This is a genomic window from Streptomyces sp. RK9 (assembly GCF_045070545.1).
GTDB lineage: Bacteria > Actinomycetota > Actinomycetes > Streptomycetales > Streptomycetaceae > Streptomyces > Streptomyces alboflavus.
The window spans coordinates 2,599,385-2,617,549 of sequence record NZ_CP173704.1 but is presented as its reverse complement, the minus strand read 5'-3'; the positions used below and the strand labels follow the sequence as shown (position 1 = coordinate 2,617,549).

Below are 18,165 nucleotides of genomic sequence, written 5' to 3'. Positions count from 1 at the left end.
GAGGGATCCTTCTGTTCAGGGCTGCTCGGGGGTGCGGTCCAGGGCGTGCCCCACCAGGGCGAGCAGCGATTCGATCGCCGAGATCCGCTGCCGCGCGTCCATGATCAGGACGGGGATGTGCGCGGGCACCGTCAGCGCCTCTCGGACGTCTTCGGCCTCGTACCGCTCGGTGCCCTCGAAGTGGTTGACGGCCACGACGTACGGCAGCCCGCAGCTCTCGAAGTAGTCGAGGGCGGGGAAGCAGTCGGTGAGGCGGCGGGTGTCGGCGAGCACCACGGCGCCGATCGCGCCGCGCACCAGGTCGTCCCACATGAACCAGAAGCGCTGCTGGCCGGGTGTGCCGAAGAGGTAGAGCACCAGGTCGTCGTCCAGCGTGATGCGGCCGAAGTCCATGGCGACGGTGGTCGTGGTCTTCTCGGGGGTGGCGCTCAGGTCGTCGGTGTCCGCGCTGGCCTGCGTCATCAGCGCCTCCGTCTGGAGGGGCGTGATCTCGGAGACGGCGGTGACGAGCGTGGTCTTTCCCACGCCGAAGCCGCCCGCGACGACGATCTTCGTGGCGATCGGCGCGCGGGTGTGGTCGCTCTGCCAGGCCTGCACGCCCTCTTCGCGGGCGAGGAGTTCGGAGACGGCGGAGTCAGAGACGGCGGAGTCCACTCAGCACCCTTTCGAGCAGTGCGCGGTTCGGCTGCCCGGGGCCGTGGCCCGTTCCGTACACGCGGATCTTTCCCTGGTCGGCGAGGTCGCTGAGCAGCACGCGGACCACGCCGAGGGGCATCTTCAGGAGCGCGGAGATCTCGGCGACCGTACGCATCCGGCGGCAGATCTCCACGATGGCCCGCATCTCCGGCATGACGCGGGTGGACAGCGGGTCGCCCTTGCCCAGCTCCCGGCGCTCCTCGGGGGCCTCGATGGCGGGGTTCGCGGCCACGAACGTCTCGACGAGCAGGACGTGCCCGAAGCGGGTGCGGCCGCCGGTCAGCGAGTACGGGCGCACGCGCGCCGCCTTCCGGGCGCCGCCGCGCCGGGGCAGCTCGGGCACGACGCTCATCACGCGTTCTCCATCGACTGGCGCAGCTCGCTGCGGAGTTCGGGCGTGAGGACATGTCCGGCGCGGCCCACGAACAGCGCCATGTGGTACGCGACGACCGTCATGTCACAGTCGGGGGTCGCGTGCACGCCGAGCAGCGAGCCGTCGCTGATCGCCATCACGAAGAGGCTGCCCTCCGCCATGGCGACGACGGTCTGCTTGACCGAGCCGCCGTCCATGAGGCGGGCCGCGCCGAGGGTGAGGCTGCCGAGCCCGGACACGATGGTGGCGAGGTCGGCGCTCGAACCCCGCGGCCCGGTGGGTCTGGCGGCGGGGCGGCGCTCGGCGTTGCGCACGGGGTCGGAGGACAGCAGCAGGAGCCCGTCGGACGAGACGACGGCGACCGAGAGGATTCCGGGCACCTCCTCGACCAGGTTGGTCAGGAGCCAGTGGAGGTTCTTGGCCTCACTGCTGAGTCCGTAGGCGATGGGTTCGTCGGACGCCGACGCGGGGTCGGGGCCCGGGGCGGGTTTCACTGGCTCGGCGGAAGAACCGGGTGTGCGCATGGGCGCAGTCAACTGCTTGCCTCCTCGACTGGGTCCCCCGGAACATCTGCGGCACGGTGGCCTTCGGCACTCTCTTCTGTACGGGCTGCTGCCCTGTGGGCTTCGGTACGGGGTGCCCCGTGGGATTCCGTACGGGCCAGTTCCGCCGCCACGTCGCGGCGGCCGCTCTTGGCCCCCTGCTGGAACCCGCCGAGCCTGCGCCGCAGTTCCTCGGCGTCGACGGCGGGCCGCGGCTGCGGTGTGGCGCTCCCGGCGGTGGCGCTGATCCTCGGGGTCCGCTTGGGGAGGCCCTTGGCGGTGAGGACGGGGGCGTCGGCGTCCGGGGCGACGGCGGTGGCCCCGCCCGGCACGTCGGCGGCTTCCGCGCCCAGTAGGTCGGCGGCTTCCGCGTCCGGTACGACGACGGCTTCCGCGTCCCTCGGTGGCGCCTCGGTCTCCCGTGGGAACTCGGCTTCCGGAAGGCCCCCGCCCTCCGGGAGTTCCTCCGCCGCGAGCGGCGCGTCCCGCTCCGACGGCGACTGCGCGTCCGGCTTCGGGCGCGCCTCCTGCTCCGGCCGGACCTCGTCGTCCGGCCGCGCGTGCGGCTCCGCTTCGTCCGGGTGGTCGGCCGGGACGGGCGGCGCCAGGAGTTCGAGGGTGGTCTCCGCGGCGGCGATCAGGGGGTCCCGGTCGCCCGAACGGGACGGCAGGACATTGGAGTTGGCCTCGGCCTCGGAGCCGGGCAGCTGCACCAGCGGGGCCTCGGCGCGCGCGGCGGGCACCGCGCCGGGCATGCCCACCGCGGGCGGGGCGGCGAGGATGCCGTCGGGCAGCACGACGACCGCCGCGATCCCGCCCTGCTTCTGCTCGCGCAGGCGCACCCGCGCCCCGTGCCGGGCGGCGAGCCGCGCCACCACGTACAGGCCGAGCCCGAGTCCGTCGCCGCCCTCCTGGTCGTACACGTCGTCGGGGGAGAACTCCGCGAGCCGCGCGTTGAGTTCCTCCAGGCGCTCCGCGCCGACGCCGATGCCCTCGTCCTGCACGGAGAGCATCACCTCGCCGTTCTCCAGGAGCCAGCCGGACACCTCGACGGCGGCGTCGGGCGGCGAGAACGAGGTGGCGTTCTCCAGGAGTTCGGCGACCAGGTGGCTGATGTCGTCGGCGGCGAACCCGGCGATGTGGGCGTGCGGCGGCAGCGTAGCGATGCGGACGCGTTCGTACCGCTCGATCTCGCTGACGGCGGCGCGCACGACGTCGACGAGCGGCACCGGGCCCGCGTGCTGGTGGCCGTGCTCGGCGCCCGCGAGGACCAGGAGGTTCTCGCTGTGGCGGCGGGTGACGGTGGCGAAGTGGTCGAGCTTGAAGAGGGTGGCGAGCCGGTCGGGGTCCTGCTCGCGCTCCTCCAGGCTCTCGATGACGGTGAGTTGCCGCTCGACCAGGCCGAGCGTGCGCAGCGCGAGGTTCACGAACGTGCCGTGGATGCTGCGGCGCACCCGCTCCAGGTGGACGGCGGCCTCGGCGAGTTCGGCGCGCAGCGCGTCGCGCTCGTCGGCCATCTCCTGGCGGGCGTCGGCCATGGTCTGGCGCTGCCCGATGAGGTGCTTGCGGTCGGACTCCAGGGTGGTGAGCCGGTCCTGGAGGGCGACGGCGTGGCCGTGCAGCGCGTTGACGGAGCGTACGACCGCGGCGAACTCGTCGTCGCGGCCGGTGAAGCGCACCGGCTCCTCGGTCGCGGGCGCCGTCGCGACCCGCTCCGCGCCCCGGCGCAGCGCGGCGAGCGGCCGGGTCAGCGAGCGGGCGGTGCCCATGCACACGCCGACGGCGACGAGCAGGAGCACGCCGACGAGCGCGATCCGGATCTCCAGCGCGGTGACGTCGTCGTCGCGCAGGTCGCCGAGGCTCTGGGTGCGGGCGTCGGCGAGGGCGTTCTCGGCGCCGCGCATGGCCTCGATGCGGGCGGACAGCGCGCTGTCGAGCTTCTTGCGGTCCAGGCGCTGGTCGGCGGCGGAGAGCCGGGGCCGGTCGGTGAGTCGCGTCAGGTACTGCTCGGCGGTCGTGACGCCGTTCCCGGTGACGGTGGACTCGTAGGTGGCGCGGGCCTTGGCGGGCGCGGCGTCCAGGAAGTCGGCGAGCGCGGCGAGCTCGCGGACGTGGGCCTGCTGCGCGGCGGCGCTGAGGCCGTCGCGGCGCCCGTCCTCCTCGCTGTCGCCGGTGCCGGAGTTGGTGGGCAGCCCGGTGACCGGGTCGACGGTGGAGCCGGTCGACGCGGGGCGGGGCACGGCGAGCGCGGCGAGCAGCAGGCCGCGCGCGGATCCCGCCTGGTCGACGGCGTGGTCGAGGTCGGCGAGGGCGTGGGCCCCGGAGCCCGCGCGCGGCGGGAGTCTCTCGGCGAGTTCACGGGTGAGGCCGTGCAGTTCGGCGATGGCTTTCGCGTACGCCTTGTGGGCGTCCAGGGCGCTGGTCTTGCCGGTGAGCGCGGCCCTGCGCACGGACGCGAGCCCGGCGAGGTCGCGGCGCAGCTCGGCGGTGACGGAGGTGTTGGTGTTCGCGCCGTCGGCGGCGTCGCGCAGCTCCTCGATGCTCCGGTCCACGCGCGCGCTGTGGCTCTCGGAGAGGCCCTTGCCGTCGGGGCGTCCTGCGGCGATGTACGCGGTGACCTCGTCGCGCTCGTCGGCCAGGGAGTGACTGAGGGTGATCGACTGCTGGGTCAGCTCGGCGAGCGTCACCAGGCTCTGGGATTCGTTCAGTTGGCTGGACGCGGTCACGATGACGGGCGCGCCCGCTCCGGCGACGGCGGCGGCGACGACTGCGACGGCCACGATGAGGCGGTTGCGGACGCGGGACTTGGGCGGGGTGGGGGGTGCGGGGGTGGTGGGGGTGATGGGGGCGGACGGGGCGTCCGGGCTTGTCGTGAGTGAGGCGGTGCCTGTGGTGGAGGTGGTCGCGGACGTGGCGGTGCCTGTCGTGGACGAAGCCGTGGGCGTAGCGGCGCGTGTCGTGGACGAAGCCGTACCCGTCGAGGGCGAAGCCGCCGACGCAGTCGTGCCCGCGCCGGGCTCCGGCGTGCTCTCCGCGGCGTCGGGCCCGCGCTCCGCGGGAGGGGTCGCGCCCGGCGAGTCACCTGCCGGGGCCTTCTGCCTGCCTTCGCGCCGAGGCCGCATCTCTTGCACCGGTGCTCGCATTCCTGTTTTCGTCTGCCCTAGGGCCCAGGTGACGATCCGTCAACGCGAGCGCTCCCGGCACGGTTCCCGACCTTCGCAGACGATTCCAGTGCCGGAGCGCGGCAGTCGAGCATCGTCTGCCTGGCCACCTGAAGGAGTGAACATCGGCAGGGAGTTGGTGAGCAAGTCACCCTGCGTGTCGTGGGGGCCGCGCGCGGTGTGCCAGTTGGACGTCTGTGGGCGGCTTTGGCAGGATGCGCCGCCACACCGGCGTCGGAGTTGATCATTCCGGCCGAAATCCGGCGCCTGACCTGCCGACTCACCCTCTGTGGCCGCCCACACCGTCCACCCCGGGGGTGTACACCCGCCTCGGGCAGACTGGCCGAATGCGCATCGAACTGACCACCGAACCCGGCGACCCGGACCGCCCCAACGAGGACTACGCGTCCGTGGCGCTCCCCGCGTCCGGACAGGGCGGATCACTGGTGCTCCTGGACGGGGTGACCCCTCCGTCCAGCGACGCCGGCTGTTCGCACACTGTCCCCTGGTTCACCGCACGGCTGGGCGGCGCCCTGGGCGAACTGTCCGTTTCACGGCGGGATCTGACGCTGCCTGAGGTCCTCGCGGCGGCCATCGCGCGCACCGCGGACACCCACCGTGACGCCTGTGACCTTTCTCACCCGCGCACCCCGCAGGCGACGGTGGTCCTCGCGCGGTGGGACGCGGAGCGCTTCGAGCACCTGGTCCTGTCGGACTCCGCGCTGCTCGTGGCGGACGCCGACGGCGAGGTGGAGGCGGTGCTCGACCCGCGGCTCGACCAGCTCCCGGACGCGGTCCGCAGGCAGCGCGACGCCGTACGGGCGCTGCCGCGCGGCTCGGCGGAGCGGCAGGCGGAGGGGCGCAGGTACGCGGCGGCGGTCGAGGCGCTGCGGAACGCCGAGGGCGGCTTCTTCACGGCGGCGGCGGATCCGGCGGTGGCGGCGCTCGCGGTCACCGGCGAACGGCCCCGCTCCGCCGTCACCGCGCTCGCGGCCCTGACGGACGGCGCCGGGCGCTGGGTCGAGACGTTCCGCGAGGGCGACTGGGCGGACTGCTTCGCGCTGCTGCGCAAGAGCGGCCCGCAGACCCTGGTGGACCGGGTGCGGGAGCTGGAGCGGGCCGACCCGGAGGGTGCGGTGTTCCCGCGGGGGAAGCGGCACGACGACGCGGCGGTGGTGTGCGTGGAGCTGTAGCTCCGCGGGCGCGGGGAGTTGTGGCGCCGCGGGCGTTTCGGCACCCACCGGCCGGGACAAATAGCAGAACAATTCAATTCACCAATTCCCGCAGCCGCGGCGAACTGATCTCCGGAACATTTCAACTGAAGCAGAGATCAGGAATTGCCTGTTGAAATTCCATTCCGCGACAGGGAAGGATCAGCGGGCATGGGGAACGCATGGCCACATCCGGTCATGTGCCCGCGCACGAAGGAGAATTGAATGTCCCGGCGCATGGCGGTCATCGCGGGTTCGGTACTCGCGGCCGCGCTGGTGCTCAGCGGCTGTGGTTCGGACGACGACGGCGGCGACAGCAAGGAGGGCGGTTCGGGCTCGGCCGGGGCCGAGGCGAAGGTGCTCGCCGAGGTGGCACAGCCGAAGGTCGGCGAGATGGCCGGTGCCATGGGCATGTGGACGACGGACAAGAATTTCGTCAAGGCCGGCCTCAAGAAGATATCCGGCTACCCACTGGCAGGCGGAAAGGCCGAGTGGGAGGTCCCGCTCACCGGCGAGGTCTGCTGGTCGTCCCAGACGCCCACCAAGGACGGAAAGGTCGCCGTCGTCTTCCAGAACGACAAGAAGGACCCGTCCGTCTGCACGGAGATCGGCGTCGTCGACATCGACAAGGGAAAGCTGCTCTGGCACAAGCAGGCCGTGAATGAATACGGCAGCGCCGAGATGTTCGACGAGATCGCGGTCGGAGGCGGCACGGTCGCCGCGGCGGGCACCAGCGCGAGCGCGGGCTGGAAGCTCGACGGCACCCCCCTGTGGAAGCCGTCCGACGAGACCTGCGACACGGTCGGCCACGCGGGCGACGACACCAAGCTGATCGTGGTCCGCGACTGCGGCGACACCGACGCCCCCAAGCTCCAGGTGGAGACGGTCGACCCGGCGACACGCGCACCGAAGTCCACGTACAAGCTGCCGCAGGGCACGGAGTACGTCCATGTGGTCGCCGTCGACCCGCTGGTGCTCGCCGCCGACGACGGCAAGTCGCAGGGCGGCTCCGGGATCTCGCGGTTCATCACCGTCGACGACAGCGCCGCGCGGGGCGAGGAGCTGAGCACGATCCCCGCGGGCGGCGGCAAGCACGGCAAGTACGAGGCCGACTGCCCGGCGACCGAGGTCACGGGCTGCGCCCAGCTGGCGGTCAGCAAGGAGAAGAACGCGCTGTACCTGGGCACTTCGGACCCCGCGAGCAGTTCGTCCGAGGCCAGGAACGACCTGGTGTCCTTCGACCTGAAGACCGGTAAGCAGCTGCACCGGACGCCCGGCTCGGACTCGGGCCGGCTGGTGCCGATCGGCCTCGACGACTCCGGCAAGGTCATCGCGTACCAGGAGGCGAACATCGCCCGCGAGGAGGGCGGCGGCGTCTGGCAGGCCGACCCCGGCACCCTCAAGGCGCGTCAGATCCTCCAGAACCCGTCGGACAGCTACGAGATGGAGTCCCGCTTCGAGTCCGACCGCCGCGCCCTCTACGCGGGCGGCCGCCTCTACCTGGGCGCGGACCACGTGACGGAACCGTCGACGGTGTACAAGACACCGCAGCCGCTGGCGGTGGTGTTCGGAAAGAAGTAACACTCGTTCGGGAAAGAAGTACCCCCGAACGCACCTGCAGCGCAGCAAGAACATCAATGCGGGCGTACCGGGCGCAACGCCCACCATCCGGCGCGGGGTAAACGGGTGGAGCGGGTGGGAGAAATCCGCCGCGAAGCGGGCGGCATACCCCCGCCCTAGGCCTCCGCGCCAGAATTGAGTTTGCCCAGCAGCCGCGCAAGCTCGGCCACCTCCCCCCGATCCCACCCGGCGAGCTGCCGAACGTACCGCTCCCGCCGGGCCCCCCGAACCGTCCAGAACCGCTCACGCCCTTCCTCCGTGAGCCGCACGAGCCAGGCCCTGCCATCGGCGGGGTCTGGCTCACGCGCGACAAGGCCCAACTGCTCGAGCCCCCGCAGCTGCCTGCTCATCGTCGCCTTGCCGACCCCGATGAACGCGGCGAGATCGGTGGCCCGGCGCGGCCCCGACTCGTCCAGGAACGCCAGCAGCCCGTACGCGGCCGGCTCCAGGTCCGGATGCACCTGCCGGGCCATCTCCCCGGACGAGGCCCGCGCCCGGCGAAGCAGCAGCGTCAACTCCCGCTCCAGGGCCAGAAATTCGTGGTCCACCCCACCGCCGGACCCGGCCCGGTCCACCCCGGCGCCCTCGCCGCGGCCCGCGCCCTCGCGCATGTCAGCACCCATGCCACACTTTTCCGATCCTGAAAGTTTCCGCCGACCACGGCCATCGCCGCAGCTCGACCAGTATTTCGCAGGCGTAGACCAACGGCGGGCGCGAGTGCCTCTTCCCCTTCGGGGTCTACGTGCGTAGCGTCATTGATGACATGTTCACACCAGCGACATGTCGACAGGTCCCCCCACCGAGTCCCGTACCCACCGCACGCCCTCCGTACGACGTGGGAACCGTGAACCCCACGTACGGAAACGGCGCGCCTGCGCACGCGACTCCACGAGGCCATTCGGAGGCACGCCATGCCCGTGCACAGACCTGGTACCGCCCGCCGCGCCCACCCCGCGGCCGGCATTCTCCTCGCCGTCCTCTCCGCCCTGTCCCTCCTCATCACCCTGCCCGGCGCCGCGTCCGCCGCCGACGGTGACGACCTCCCGCCGCGCGGCTCCGCCCGCATGGGCATGGGCGTCCTGGAACACGACGGCCAGGGCGGCCGGCCCAGCGGCGGCGACGCCGTCCAGACCGAGGGCGTCGACGTCAGCAGCCACCAGGGCAACGTCAACTGGCAGGCCCTGTGGAACAGCGGCGTGCGGTGGGCCTACGTCAAGGCGACGGAGTCCACGTCCTACAAGAACCCGTACTTCGCCCAGCAGTACAACGGCTCCTACAACGTCGGCATGATCCGCGGCGCCTACCACTTCGCCACCCCCGACACCTCGAGCGGCGCCGCCCAGGCCAACTACTTCGCGAGCAACGGCGGCGGCTGGTCCCGCGACGGCAAGACCCTGCCGGGCGCCCTCGACATCGAGTGGAACCCCTACGGCGCGGCCTGCTTCGGCAAGTCCCCGTCCGCGATGGTCGCCTGGATCCGCGACTTCCTCAACACCTACAAGGCGCGCACCGGCCGCGACGCCGTCATCTACACCGCCACCAGCTGGTGGAAGCAGTGCACCGGCAACTACGGCGGCTTCGGCAGCACCAACCCGCTGTGGATCGCCCGCTACAACACCAGCCCCGGCGAACTCCCGGCCGGCTGGGGCTTCCACACCATGTGGCAGTACACCTCGACCGGTCCCATCGTCGGCGACCACAACAAGTTCAACGGCGCCTACGACAGGGTGCAGGCCCTGGCCAACGGCTGACCGGGCCCCTCTCCCACCCACAAGCACCTCACCGCCCACGGGCACGCCTCCCGCGTGCCCACTCCCACCCACCGGGCACCCCTGCCGCGTGCCCACTCCCACCCGACAGGCGCGCGCCGCCCACCAGGCAGCAGACGCCGTACGGGTGAGCGGCGGGGCCCGGACCTTCCTGGGGTCCGGGCCCCGCCCTTCCCCGCCGCGCCCGTCACGCCGCGACGGGAAGCCGTGTCACGCCGCCGCCGGAACCCGCACCTCGGCCGGCGCGAGCGCCAGCTCCAGGACCTGGCGGACGTCCGTCACCGCGTGCACGTCCAGCTTCTCCAGGACCTCGGCCGGGACGTCGTCCAGATCCGGCTCGTTCCGCTTGGGGATCACGACGGTGGTGATCCCGGCCCGGTGCGCGGCGAGCAGCTTCTGCTTCACACCGCCGATGGGCAGCACCCGCCCGGTCAGCGACACCTCACCGGTCATCGCCACGTCCGTACGGACCAGGCGGCCGCTGAGCAGCGACGCGAGTGCCGTCGTCATCGTGACGCCCGCGCTCGGCCCGTCCTTCGGCACGGCGCCCGCCGGGAAGTGGATGTGCACGCCCCGCTCCTTCAGGTCGCCCACGGGCAGCTCCAGCTCGGCGCCGCGCGAGCGCAGGAAGGACAGCGCGATCTGCGCGGACTCCTTCATCACGTCACCGAGCTGTCCGGTGAGCGTCAGCCCCGCCGCACCCGTCTCCGGGTCGGCCAGCGACGCCTCCACGAACAGCACGTCACCGCCGGCTCCGGTGACCGCGAGCCCCGTAGCCACACCGGGCACCGCGGTCCGCCGCTCGGCCGGGTCCTGCGCGGACTCCGGCACGTGGTGCGGCCGCCCGATAAGACCGCGCAGCTCGTCCGCGCCGACGGTGAACGGCAGCTCCCGCTCGCCCAGTTCGTGCTGCGCCGCGACCTTGCGGAGCAGCCGGGCGACGGAACGCTCCAGATTGCGCACGCCCGCCTCGCGCGTGTACTCCCCCGCCAGCTTGCGCAGCGCACCCTCGTCGATCGTCACCTCGCCGTCGCCGAGCCCGGCCCGCTCCAGCTGTCGCGGCAGCAGGTGGTCCCGGGCGATGACGACCTTCTCGTCCTCCGTGTACCCGTCGAGCCTGACCAGCTCCATGCGGTCGAGCAGCGCCTCCGGGATGGCTTCGAGGACGTTGGCCGTCGCCAGGAACACCACGTCGCTCAGGTCGAGCTCGACCTCCAGGTAGTGGTCGCGGAAGGTGTGGTTCTGCGCCGGGTCGAGCACTTCGAGGAGCGCGGCCGCCGGGTCGCCCCGGAAGTCCGAGCCGACCTTGTCGATCTCGTCGAGCAGCACCACCGGGTTCATGGACCCGGCCTCCTTGATGGCCCGCACGATCCGCCCGGGCAGCGCGCCCACGTACGTACGCCGGTGCCCGCGGATCTCCGCCTCGTCCCGCACACCGCCGAGCGCGACCCGCACGAACTTGCGTCCCATGGCGTGCGCCACGGACTCCCCGAGCGAGGTCTTGCCGACTCCGGGCGGGCCGACGAGGGCCAGGACCGCGCCACCGCGCCGTCCGCCCACGACACCCATGCCCCGGTCCGAGCGCCGCTTGCGCACCGCCAGGTACTCGGTGATGCGCTCCTTCACGTCCTGCAGTCCCGCGTGCTCCGCGTCGAGGATCTCCTGGGCGCCCTTGATGTCGTACTCGTCCTCGGTGCGCTCGTTCCACGGCAGTTCCAGGACCGTGTCGAGCCACGTGCGGATCCAGGAGCCCTCGGGCGACTGGTCGCTCGCGCGCTCCAGCTTCTCGACTTCCTTCAGCGCCGCTTCCCGGACGTTCTCCGGCAGGTCGGCGGCCTCGACCCGGGCGCGGTAGTCGTCGGACTCCTCCTCGCCCTCCTTGCCGTCCAGCTCGCGCAGCTCCTTGCGCACCGCCTCCAGCTGGCGCCGCAGCAGGAACTCGCGCTGCTGCTTGTCCACACCCTCCTGGACGTCCTTGGCGATGGACTCGGCCACGTCCTGCTCGGCCAGGTGCTCCCGCAGCTGCTCGGTGGCCAGCTTCAGGCGCGCCGTCGGGTCCTCGGTCTCCAGGAGCTGGATCTTCTGCTCGGTCGTGAGGAACGGGGAGTAACCGGAGTTGTCCGCGAGCGCCGACACGTCGTCGATCTGCTGCACGCGGTCGACCACCTGCCAGGCCCCGCGCTTCTTCAGCCAGCTCGTCGCCAGCGCCTTGTACTCCTTGACCAGCTCGGCGGTGGCGCCGGGCAGCGGGTCCGGCACGGTCTCGTCCACCCGCGCGCCCTCCACCCACAGCGCCGCGCCGGGACCGGTCGTGCCCGCACCGATGCGCACCCGCCCACGAGCGCGGATCAGCGCCCCCGGATCCCCGTCCGCGAGCCGGCCGACCTGCTCGACCGTCCCGAGCACGCCCATGCCCGCGTACGTCCCGTCGATCCGCGGAACAAGCAGCACCTTCGGCTTGCTACTGCTTCCACTGGACCGCGCGGCGGCCTGCGCGGCCTCCACCGCGGCTCGTACTTCGGCATCGGACAGGTCGAACGGCACCACCATGCCGGGCAGCACGATCTCGTCATCGAGCGGCAGCACGGGCAGAGCGAGCGATGTGTACGACGTGGACTCAGCAGCCATGATCTCCCCTTCGGCATTCAAGTTGAGCTATACCGACTCAATGCTTGTGAGCCTCTGAATGTTCCCCCGGACTTGTTCGCTGTCAGCGATCACCCCTGTCCCCGCCGAAATCTCCCTACGTAAGGTTCTCTCAGCACTAGCAGCCATTACATGTCGATCGTCATCTGAAGGGGTGCCCCATGCACGGGATAAAGGGAGCAGAGGGAGCCCCCCTCGCGGGCCGCGACGCCGTCCGGGCCTGGATCGACGGCTGGGGCGTCTCGCGCGGCGCCGCCCCGCCGGGCGTGGAGCCCTGGGGCTTCACGATCGACGTCGGCCAGATCAAGCATCCGTACCGACATGTCCTCGGCGCCACCGGCGCGGACGTCCAGGAGGCGGACGTACGCAAGGTGGCCTCGTCGGTGACCGGCGCCGACGTCTGGCTGAAGGTCTTCGACTTCCCGGGCCGCGTCGCACCCTGGCTCGGCCCCGAGTGGTGGGTCGACCCCGAGGACGGCTACCTGATGACCGTGCCGCTCGCCCCGGTCCCCCCGAACCACCTGGTCGTCCCGGACGGCTACCGGCTCCGCACTTGGTCGCGGGGCGGCGTCTTCCGCGCGATGGTCACCACCGCGGACGGCCACTGGGCGGCACGCGGCCAGATCGCCCCGACCGGCCGCACAGCCGTCGCCGACCAGATCGAGACGTCCCCGCAGCACCGCCGCAAGGGCCTGGGCAGCCTGGTCATGCGCACCCTCGCGGTCGCCGCCGTCGACGAAGGCGCGGAGATCGGCGTGCTGGCCGGGACTCCGGAAGGGCGCGCCCTCTACGAGTCGTTGGGGTGGCGGGTGGTCGCCGGCCTGACTAGCGCGCGCCGGAAGGGACCGGAGGAGGCCTGAGCGCCCCGGCTACTCGGCCGCCGCGGCTGCGGCCTTCCTCGCGCGCATGTCCCCGTGGACATAGGGCAGCCCGGGCAGCATCAGGAGCAGCGTCGCCCACAGGGGCAGCCGGAAGAGCGTGCCGTCGCCCACGAGCCAGGTGGTGAGCTGCGCGATCCCGATGCCTATCAGTCCGACCAGCAGCCACCTCAGGAAACCGAGGCTTCCCCGCCGCAGCTCCAGCGTGACGCCGACCGCGATTATCACGGCGTAGAACGCTATGCGCGGGGCCTCGACGGGCAGCGCGAGGGTCCGGTCGATCAGATGCGTGAGGAGCAGCAGTACACCGAGGGCGAACGGGATCAGTGCGGCCATCCGCAGCGCCCGCAGGCGCAGGGGCGTGCGCGCCCGGGCCCAGGAGGCGGCGAAGCCCGGCACGTCCGGGCCCACCACGTCCTTCGGGGAGCGGCCCGCCGACGCGGCCTCCTCCAGGTGCTCGGAGAGCTCGGCCAGCATCTCGCGCACGGAGGCGTCGTCGATGCCTCTGTACTCCCAGTTGCTCCGGCAGACCGCCAGCACGCGGGCGCGCTCCGCCTCGCCGGGCATGCTCTCGGTCGTCTCACTGGTCGTCTGCTGTGTCATGCCGTGCCCCCGTGTCCCCCGTGTCGCTGTTCTGTGCGCCGCCCTGACCTTCCAAGGTCCTGGAGACGGCCACCGTGAAGGTGCCCCAGGTGGCGCGGCCCGCGGCCAGCTCGGCCGTGCCCGCGTCCGTGAGGCGGTAGTACTTGCGCGGCGCCCCGCCCGCTGCGGACGGGGCGCGGTAGGAGTCGACCAGCCCCGCTCTCTCCATCCGGGCGAGCAAGGGATAGATGCTGCCCTCGCTCACCAGGTCGAGGCCGCTCTCGGTGAGGGCCTCCACGAACTCGTACCCGTACCGGGGTTGTTCGCCGATGAGCGCGAGCAGGCACAGGTCGAGCACCCCGCGCAGCAACTGACTGCGACGCTGGTCGTGCATCGCGGACAGTTCCTTTGTCATGCGGTACAAGATAGTCGCGAAGTACCTTGCACCGCAAGACATTTATCCGGAGGTCGTCACTCCACGTACATGACGGCAGAGAAGCCGGCCCAGCGACGGGCCGGACGGGGGCTAAGCGGAAACGTCCCGCCCGTGCCCCCGCAGCAGCGGCCATGTCGCGACCCCCACGACCAGCGCGAGCAGGTGGCCCCAGTTGGTCATCGGGTCCGTGAAGGCAATGAGGTCCTGGACCAGCATCCAGCCGAACCCCGCGAGGACGGCCCAGCGCAGCCACGGCGTGAGAAGCCCGGCGAGCGCGCCGACGCTGGCGGCGACGCCGAAGCTGATGCCGTAGTCCAGGCGGTAGACGGAGCTGCTGGGCAGGTGGCCCGCCAGGACCGAGAGCCCGACGGGGACCTCGGTGGCCAGTGTGGCGACGGCGTGCCCGAGCAGGAAGACGCCGGCGGTGCGCAGTCCGCCCACGCGGCGCTCCAGCGCGGTGAGGACCAGCAGGAACACGATGGCGTACGGCGACGTGATCCCGCCCGCGATCCACAGCGCGCTGGCGACCAGGACGAACATCGGCCGGTCCGCGAGGTGCGCCACGTCCGTGCTCGAACCCTGATGCAGGGAGGAGATGAGGGAGGGGTCGCCGTACTCGGCGAAGAGCGAGGTCAGGAGGAGGACGACGGCGTATCCGAAGGTGAAGGGCGTGCCGGTCGGCGTCGGCAGCAGCCGCCAGGGCCGCAGCCCGCGCAGCCCCCGAAGCCTCGCCCGCACCGCGCACGCCCCGGCGCTCACACCCCGGACCGCCTCGTCGGGCACCCCCGGCACCGGCCCGGCGACAAGGCCCGCCCCACTCGTCCCGTCCACCCCACTCGCCCGATCCGCCCCGCCCACCCGACCCGACCCACTGGCCTGGCTAGGCACCGCGTCCAGCGTCACGAGCCCCGCGGCCCCGAGCAGCGCCTCCGCGCCCACGGACACCGGAAGCCCCACGGCACCCCCGGCGCCCACAGCGCCCTCGGTCGCCGCCCCGCCGCCGTCCTCACCCACGGCGGCGCCCCCGCCCGAAACCCGCACAGACCGGTCCACGCTGAGGCGCTCCTTCCATCACGGCTTCACTGATCTTCCATCACAGAAAGATCACGGGATCACGCTTCACCGATCTTTCCCCTGCTGTCTATGACCGACGCCACGTGAGGCGCGATTCACAGGAACCCACAGCAACCTCACACCATTCCCCGGCGTCCCGCAGCACACGCCCGCGAGGCCGCAGCAAAATGGGCCGATGCACACCCCGTACCGACCCGATCCCCCCGTGGTTCTCGACCGGCACGAAGGCCCCTACGGCGAAGTCGTGCTGCGCCGCCACGGAGACCTGCTGCAGATCATTGCCAACGGCATGTTCCTGATGGACACCTCGGACGGCCGCTCCGAGCGGCTCCTCGTCGACGCGGCGTACGACGCCCTGGACGGGCGGCCGCGGCCGAGCGTCCTCATCGGCGGCCTGGGCGTCGGCTTCTCCCTCGCCCACGCCGCCAAGGACCCACGCTGGGGCCGTATTTCCGTGGTCGAGCGCGAGCGGGCCATCATCGACTGGCACCTCGAAGGACCGCTGTCGGAGCTGTCCCGGGAGGCGCTCGCGGACCCGCGCACGGAGATCCTGCACACCGACCTGATCGCATATGTCAATGGCTCATTCGCAGGCGCCAACGCCCCCTCCGGCACCTACGACGCCCTGTGCCTCGACATCGACAACGGCCCCGACTGGACCGTCACCGAGGACAACGGGAGCCTCTACTCCCCCGCCGGCCTCGCCGCCTGCCAGGCACGTCTCAACCCCGGCGGAGTCCTCGCCGTGTGGTCCGCGCAGCCCTCACCCGCTTTCGACTCCGCTCTACGGAATGCCGGGTTCCAACAGGTACGTACGGAAGAGATCCCCGTTGCCCGGGGCGTACCGGACGTGGTTCATCTCGCGACAAGGGCTGCGTAGCCGAGGTGCCGTCACGCCCCGTACTCTGCTGACCGGACACCAAGCGATCACGTCAGGGGCGGGGCGATGGAGCAGACACACACCTCCCACAACAGCGCCACGGCAGCGATGCCGGGCGCCCAGCGCCGGGTTCTGGTGGTCGAGGACGACCCGACGATCGTCGACGCCATCGCCGCCCGGCTGCGCGCCGAGGGTTTCGTCGTGCAAACGGCGGCGGACGGCCCGGCGGCGGTGGACACCGCACAGGCATGGCAGCCGGATCTGCTGATCCTCGACATCATGCTGCCGGGATTCGACGGTCTGGAGGTCTGCCGGCGCGTGCAGGCCCAGCGGCCGGTGCCAGTGCTGATGCTCACCGCGCGGGACGACGAGACGGACATGCTGGTCGGGCTCGGCGTCGGCGCCGACGACTACATGACCAAGCCGTTCTCGATGCGCGAGCTCGCCGCACGCGTGCACGTCCTGCTGCGCCGGGTCGAGCGGGCCGCGCTGGCCGCCACGACGCCGCGCAGCGGCATCCTGCGCCTGGGCGAGCTGGAGATCGACCACGCGCAGCGGCGTGTGCGAGTGCGCAGCGAGGACGTCCATCTGACGCCCACGGAGTTCGACCTCCTGGTGTGCCTCGCCAACACCCCGCGCGCGGTGCTCTCGCGCGAGCAACTGCTCGCCGAGGTGTGGGACTGGGCCGACGCGTCCGGCACCCGCACCGTCGACAGCCACATCAAGGCGCTGCGCCGCAAGATCGGTGCGGAACGCATCCGTACGGTCCACGGGGTCGGGTACGCCCTGGAGACCCCGACGCCATGACGGCGGACCCGGGCGCCGCCGGCGGGACGGCTCGCGGCGCCCTGAGCGGTACCCCGGGCAGTGCGCACGGCACCCCGGGCGGTGCGGCGGACGCCGAGCGGGGCACGGTCCGGAAGTGGCGCTGCGACCGGGGCGGGAGCATCGGCCTGAACGGCCCGTTCGCGGGTGTGCGGCCGTTCTCCATCAAGACGAAGCTCGGCACCCTGGTGGTCGTCTCGGTCTTCATCACCACCGGGCTGCTGATGGTGGCCATGGAGACGGAGACCGAGCTCCGCTTCATCACGGTCTTCTCCGTGATCGCGACCCTGCTGATCACGCAGTTCGTCGCGCACAGCCTCACCGCGCCCCTCGACGAGATGAACTCGGTGGCCCGCGCGGTCTCGCACGGCGACTACACGCGCCGCGTGCAGGGAGCCGACCGCCGCGACGAGCTGGGCGACGTGGCGATGACGATCAACCGCATGGCGGACGATCTGGAGGCGCAGGACCAGCAGCGCAAGGAGCTCGTCGCCAACGTCTCGCACGAGCTGCGCACGCCCATCGCGGCGTTGCGCGCCGTCCTGGAGAACGTCGTCGACGGTGTCTCGGCGGCCGACCCGGAGACGATGCGCACGGCCCTGAAGCAGACCGAGCGCCTCGGCCGCCTGGTGGAGACACTGCTCGACCTGTCGCGCCTGGACAACGGCGTCGTACCGCTCAAGGCGCGGCGCTTCGAAGTGTGGCCCTATCTGTCGGGTGTCCTGAAGGAGGCCAACATGGTGGCCTCCGCGCGCAAAGGGATGACGTCGGGCTCCGGCAGTCACACCCGTACGGACGTGCATCTGCACCTGGACGTGTCGCCTCCGGAGCTGACCGCCCACGCGGACGCCGAGCGGCTGCACCAGGTCGTCGCCAACCTCATCGACAACGCGGTCAAGCACAGCCCGCCGCACGGCCGGGTGACGGTGCTCGCCCGGCGCGGCCCGCACCCGGAGTCCCTGGACCTGGAGGTCCTCGACGAGGGGCCCGGCATCCCGGAGTCGGAGTGGCACCGCGTCTTCGAGCGCTTCAACCGGGGCGCGCACGTCGGCGTCCCGCCGGGCAGCGACGGCGGCACCGGCCTCGGGCTCGCGATCGCGCGCTGGGCGGTCGATCTGCACGGCGGGCACATCGGCGTGGCCGAATCGGCTCGGGGCTGCCGAATTCAGGTCACGCTTCCGGGCCTGCCCGAAGACTGAAGTTGACGTAAGGTTCGAAGCGGAAGCGACCTCTGGGCGCGCGCACGGTGCGCCGGACGGGTCGCAGCCGCGTGTCGACGTACCCAGGACGTGCACAGACGTCCCCACCAGGGCTCCACGCGGCGCCTTGCCGTAGGCGAACTTCGCTTGTTTCCCGCCATTTACAGCCCCGAAACCAGCTTCCCGGTGTGACTTACGCGACGGATGACCGGCCCGGTCTGCACTGCGCGTCCTTGGAGGCGTAGCCTTTATTTCCGCTGTCCATCACCTTGT

The 18,165-nt window shown here is 71.8% G+C and carries 16 protein-coding genes; 7 read left to right on the top strand and 9 right to left on the bottom strand.

All coding sequences use genetic code 11. The features are described 5' to 3' along the window. Positions 1 to 15: 15 nt before the first annotated feature. The 4 genes from AB6L24_RS31905 to AB6L24_RS31890 all read right to left on the bottom strand — a co-directional run bounded on the left by AB6L24_RS31905 (position 16) and on the right by AB6L24_RS31890 (position 4,454). Positions 16 to 654: a GTP-binding protein gene (locus tag AB6L24_RS31905; RefSeq protein WP_405661062.1), complete on the bottom strand. Its 639-nt coding sequence runs from the start codon at positions 652 to 654 to the stop codon at positions 16 to 18. Continuing rightward, positions 635 to 1,048, bottom strand: coding sequence for a DUF742 domain-containing protein (locus tag AB6L24_RS31900; RefSeq protein ID WP_405661060.1), 414 nt, complete (start codon positions 1,046 to 1,048; stop codon positions 635 to 637). The genes AB6L24_RS31905 and AB6L24_RS31900 overlap by 20 nt, the downstream gene beginning before the upstream one ends. Next, positions 1,048 to 1,515: a roadblock/LC7 domain-containing protein gene (locus AB6L24_RS31895; RefSeq protein WP_405663478.1), complete on the bottom strand. Its 468-nt coding sequence runs from the start codon at positions 1,513 to 1,515 to the stop codon at positions 1,048 to 1,050. The genes AB6L24_RS31900 and AB6L24_RS31895 overlap by 1 nt, the downstream gene beginning before the upstream one ends. 86 nt (positions 1,516 to 1,601) lie before the next feature. Continuing rightward, positions 1,602 to 4,454: a nitrate- and nitrite sensing domain-containing protein gene (locus AB6L24_RS31890; RefSeq protein WP_405663476.1), complete on the bottom strand. Its 2,853-nt coding sequence runs from the start codon at positions 4,452 to 4,454 to the stop codon at positions 1,602 to 1,604. Between the two features lie 665 nt (positions 4,455 to 5,119). Between AB6L24_RS31890 and AB6L24_RS31885 the strand changes: the two genes are divergently transcribed. After that, positions 5,120 to 5,965, top strand: a complete 846-nt coding sequence (locus AB6L24_RS31885; RefSeq protein ID WP_405661058.1) for a protein phosphatase 2C domain-containing protein — start codon at positions 5,120 to 5,122, stop codon at positions 5,963 to 5,965. A 243-nt stretch (positions 5,966 to 6,208) separates the two neighbouring features. Next, positions 6,209 to 7,564 carry a hypothetical protein gene (locus AB6L24_RS31880; protein ID WP_405661056.1) on the top strand — a complete coding sequence of 452 codons (1,356 nt, stop codon included), beginning with the start codon at positions 6,209 to 6,211 and terminating at the stop codon, positions 7,562 to 7,564. A gap of 155 nt (positions 7,565 to 7,719) precedes the next feature. Here the strand turns inward: AB6L24_RS31880 and AB6L24_RS31875 are convergent, their stop codons facing one another. Beyond that, positions 7,720 to 8,214, bottom strand: coding sequence for a MarR family winged helix-turn-helix transcriptional regulator (locus AB6L24_RS31875; protein ID WP_405663474.1), 495 nt, complete (start codon positions 8,212 to 8,214; stop codon positions 7,720 to 7,722). A gap of 300 nt (positions 8,215 to 8,514) precedes the next feature. Between AB6L24_RS31875 and AB6L24_RS31870 the strand changes: the two genes are divergently transcribed. Then, complete coding sequence (locus tag AB6L24_RS31870) at positions 8,515 to 9,354, top strand: lysozyme (RefSeq protein WP_405661055.1); 840 nt, start codon at positions 8,515 to 8,517, stop codon at positions 9,352 to 9,354. Positions 9,355 to 9,582: 228 nt separating this feature from the next. Here AB6L24_RS31870 and lon read toward each other — a convergent pair whose 3' ends face one another. Continuing rightward, complete coding sequence (gene lon / locus AB6L24_RS31865) at positions 9,583 to 12,000, bottom strand: endopeptidase La (protein WP_405661052.1); 2,418 nt, start codon at positions 11,998 to 12,000, stop codon at positions 9,583 to 9,585. Between the two features lie 179 nt (positions 12,001 to 12,179). Between lon and AB6L24_RS31860 the strand changes: the two genes are divergently transcribed. Next, complete coding sequence (locus AB6L24_RS31860; protein WP_405661050.1) at positions 12,180 to 12,878, top strand: GNAT family N-acetyltransferase; 699 nt, start codon at positions 12,180 to 12,182, stop codon at positions 12,876 to 12,878. A gap of 9 nt (positions 12,879 to 12,887) precedes the next feature. Here the strand turns inward: AB6L24_RS31860 and AB6L24_RS31855 are convergent, their stop codons facing one another. From AB6L24_RS31855 to AB6L24_RS31845, 3 genes are all read right to left on the bottom strand, one after another. Next, on the bottom strand, positions 12,888 to 13,499 hold the full coding sequence (locus tag AB6L24_RS31855; RefSeq protein WP_405661048.1) for a hypothetical protein: 612 nt from the start codon (positions 13,497 to 13,499) through the stop codon (positions 12,888 to 12,890). After that, on the bottom strand, positions 13,477 to 13,893 hold the full coding sequence (locus AB6L24_RS31850; RefSeq protein WP_405661046.1) for a PadR family transcriptional regulator: 417 nt from the start codon (positions 13,891 to 13,893) through the stop codon (positions 13,477 to 13,479). Before AB6L24_RS31850 ends, AB6L24_RS31855 begins: the two co-directional genes overlap by 23 nt. A 111-nt stretch (positions 13,894 to 14,004) precedes the next feature. Continuing rightward, positions 14,005 to 14,967, bottom strand: coding sequence for a rhomboid-like protein (locus AB6L24_RS31845; protein WP_405661044.1), 963 nt, complete (start codon positions 14,965 to 14,967; stop codon positions 14,005 to 14,007). A gap of 196 nt (positions 14,968 to 15,163) precedes the next feature. On the opposite strand from AB6L24_RS31845, the gene AB6L24_RS31840 reads away from it, so the two are divergent. The 3 genes from AB6L24_RS31840 to AB6L24_RS31830 all read left to right on the top strand — a co-directional run bounded on the left by AB6L24_RS31840 (position 15,164) and on the right by AB6L24_RS31830 (position 17,892). Next, positions 15,164 to 15,868 carry a spermidine synthase gene (locus AB6L24_RS31840; protein WP_405661042.1) on the top strand — a complete coding sequence of 235 codons (705 nt, stop codon included), beginning with the start codon at positions 15,164 to 15,166 and terminating at the stop codon, positions 15,866 to 15,868. 66 nt (positions 15,869 to 15,934) lie between these two features. Next, a complete protein-coding gene (locus AB6L24_RS31835) occupies positions 15,935 to 16,675 on the top strand; it encodes a response regulator transcription factor (RefSeq protein ID WP_016641312.1) in 741 nt (246 codons plus the stop codon). Between the two features lie 167 nt (positions 16,676 to 16,842). After that, positions 16,843 to 17,892, top strand: a complete 1,050-nt coding sequence (locus AB6L24_RS31830) for an ATP-binding protein (RefSeq protein WP_380835443.1) — start codon at positions 16,843 to 16,845, stop codon at positions 17,890 to 17,892. Positions 17,893 to 18,165 lie beyond the last annotated feature (273 nt).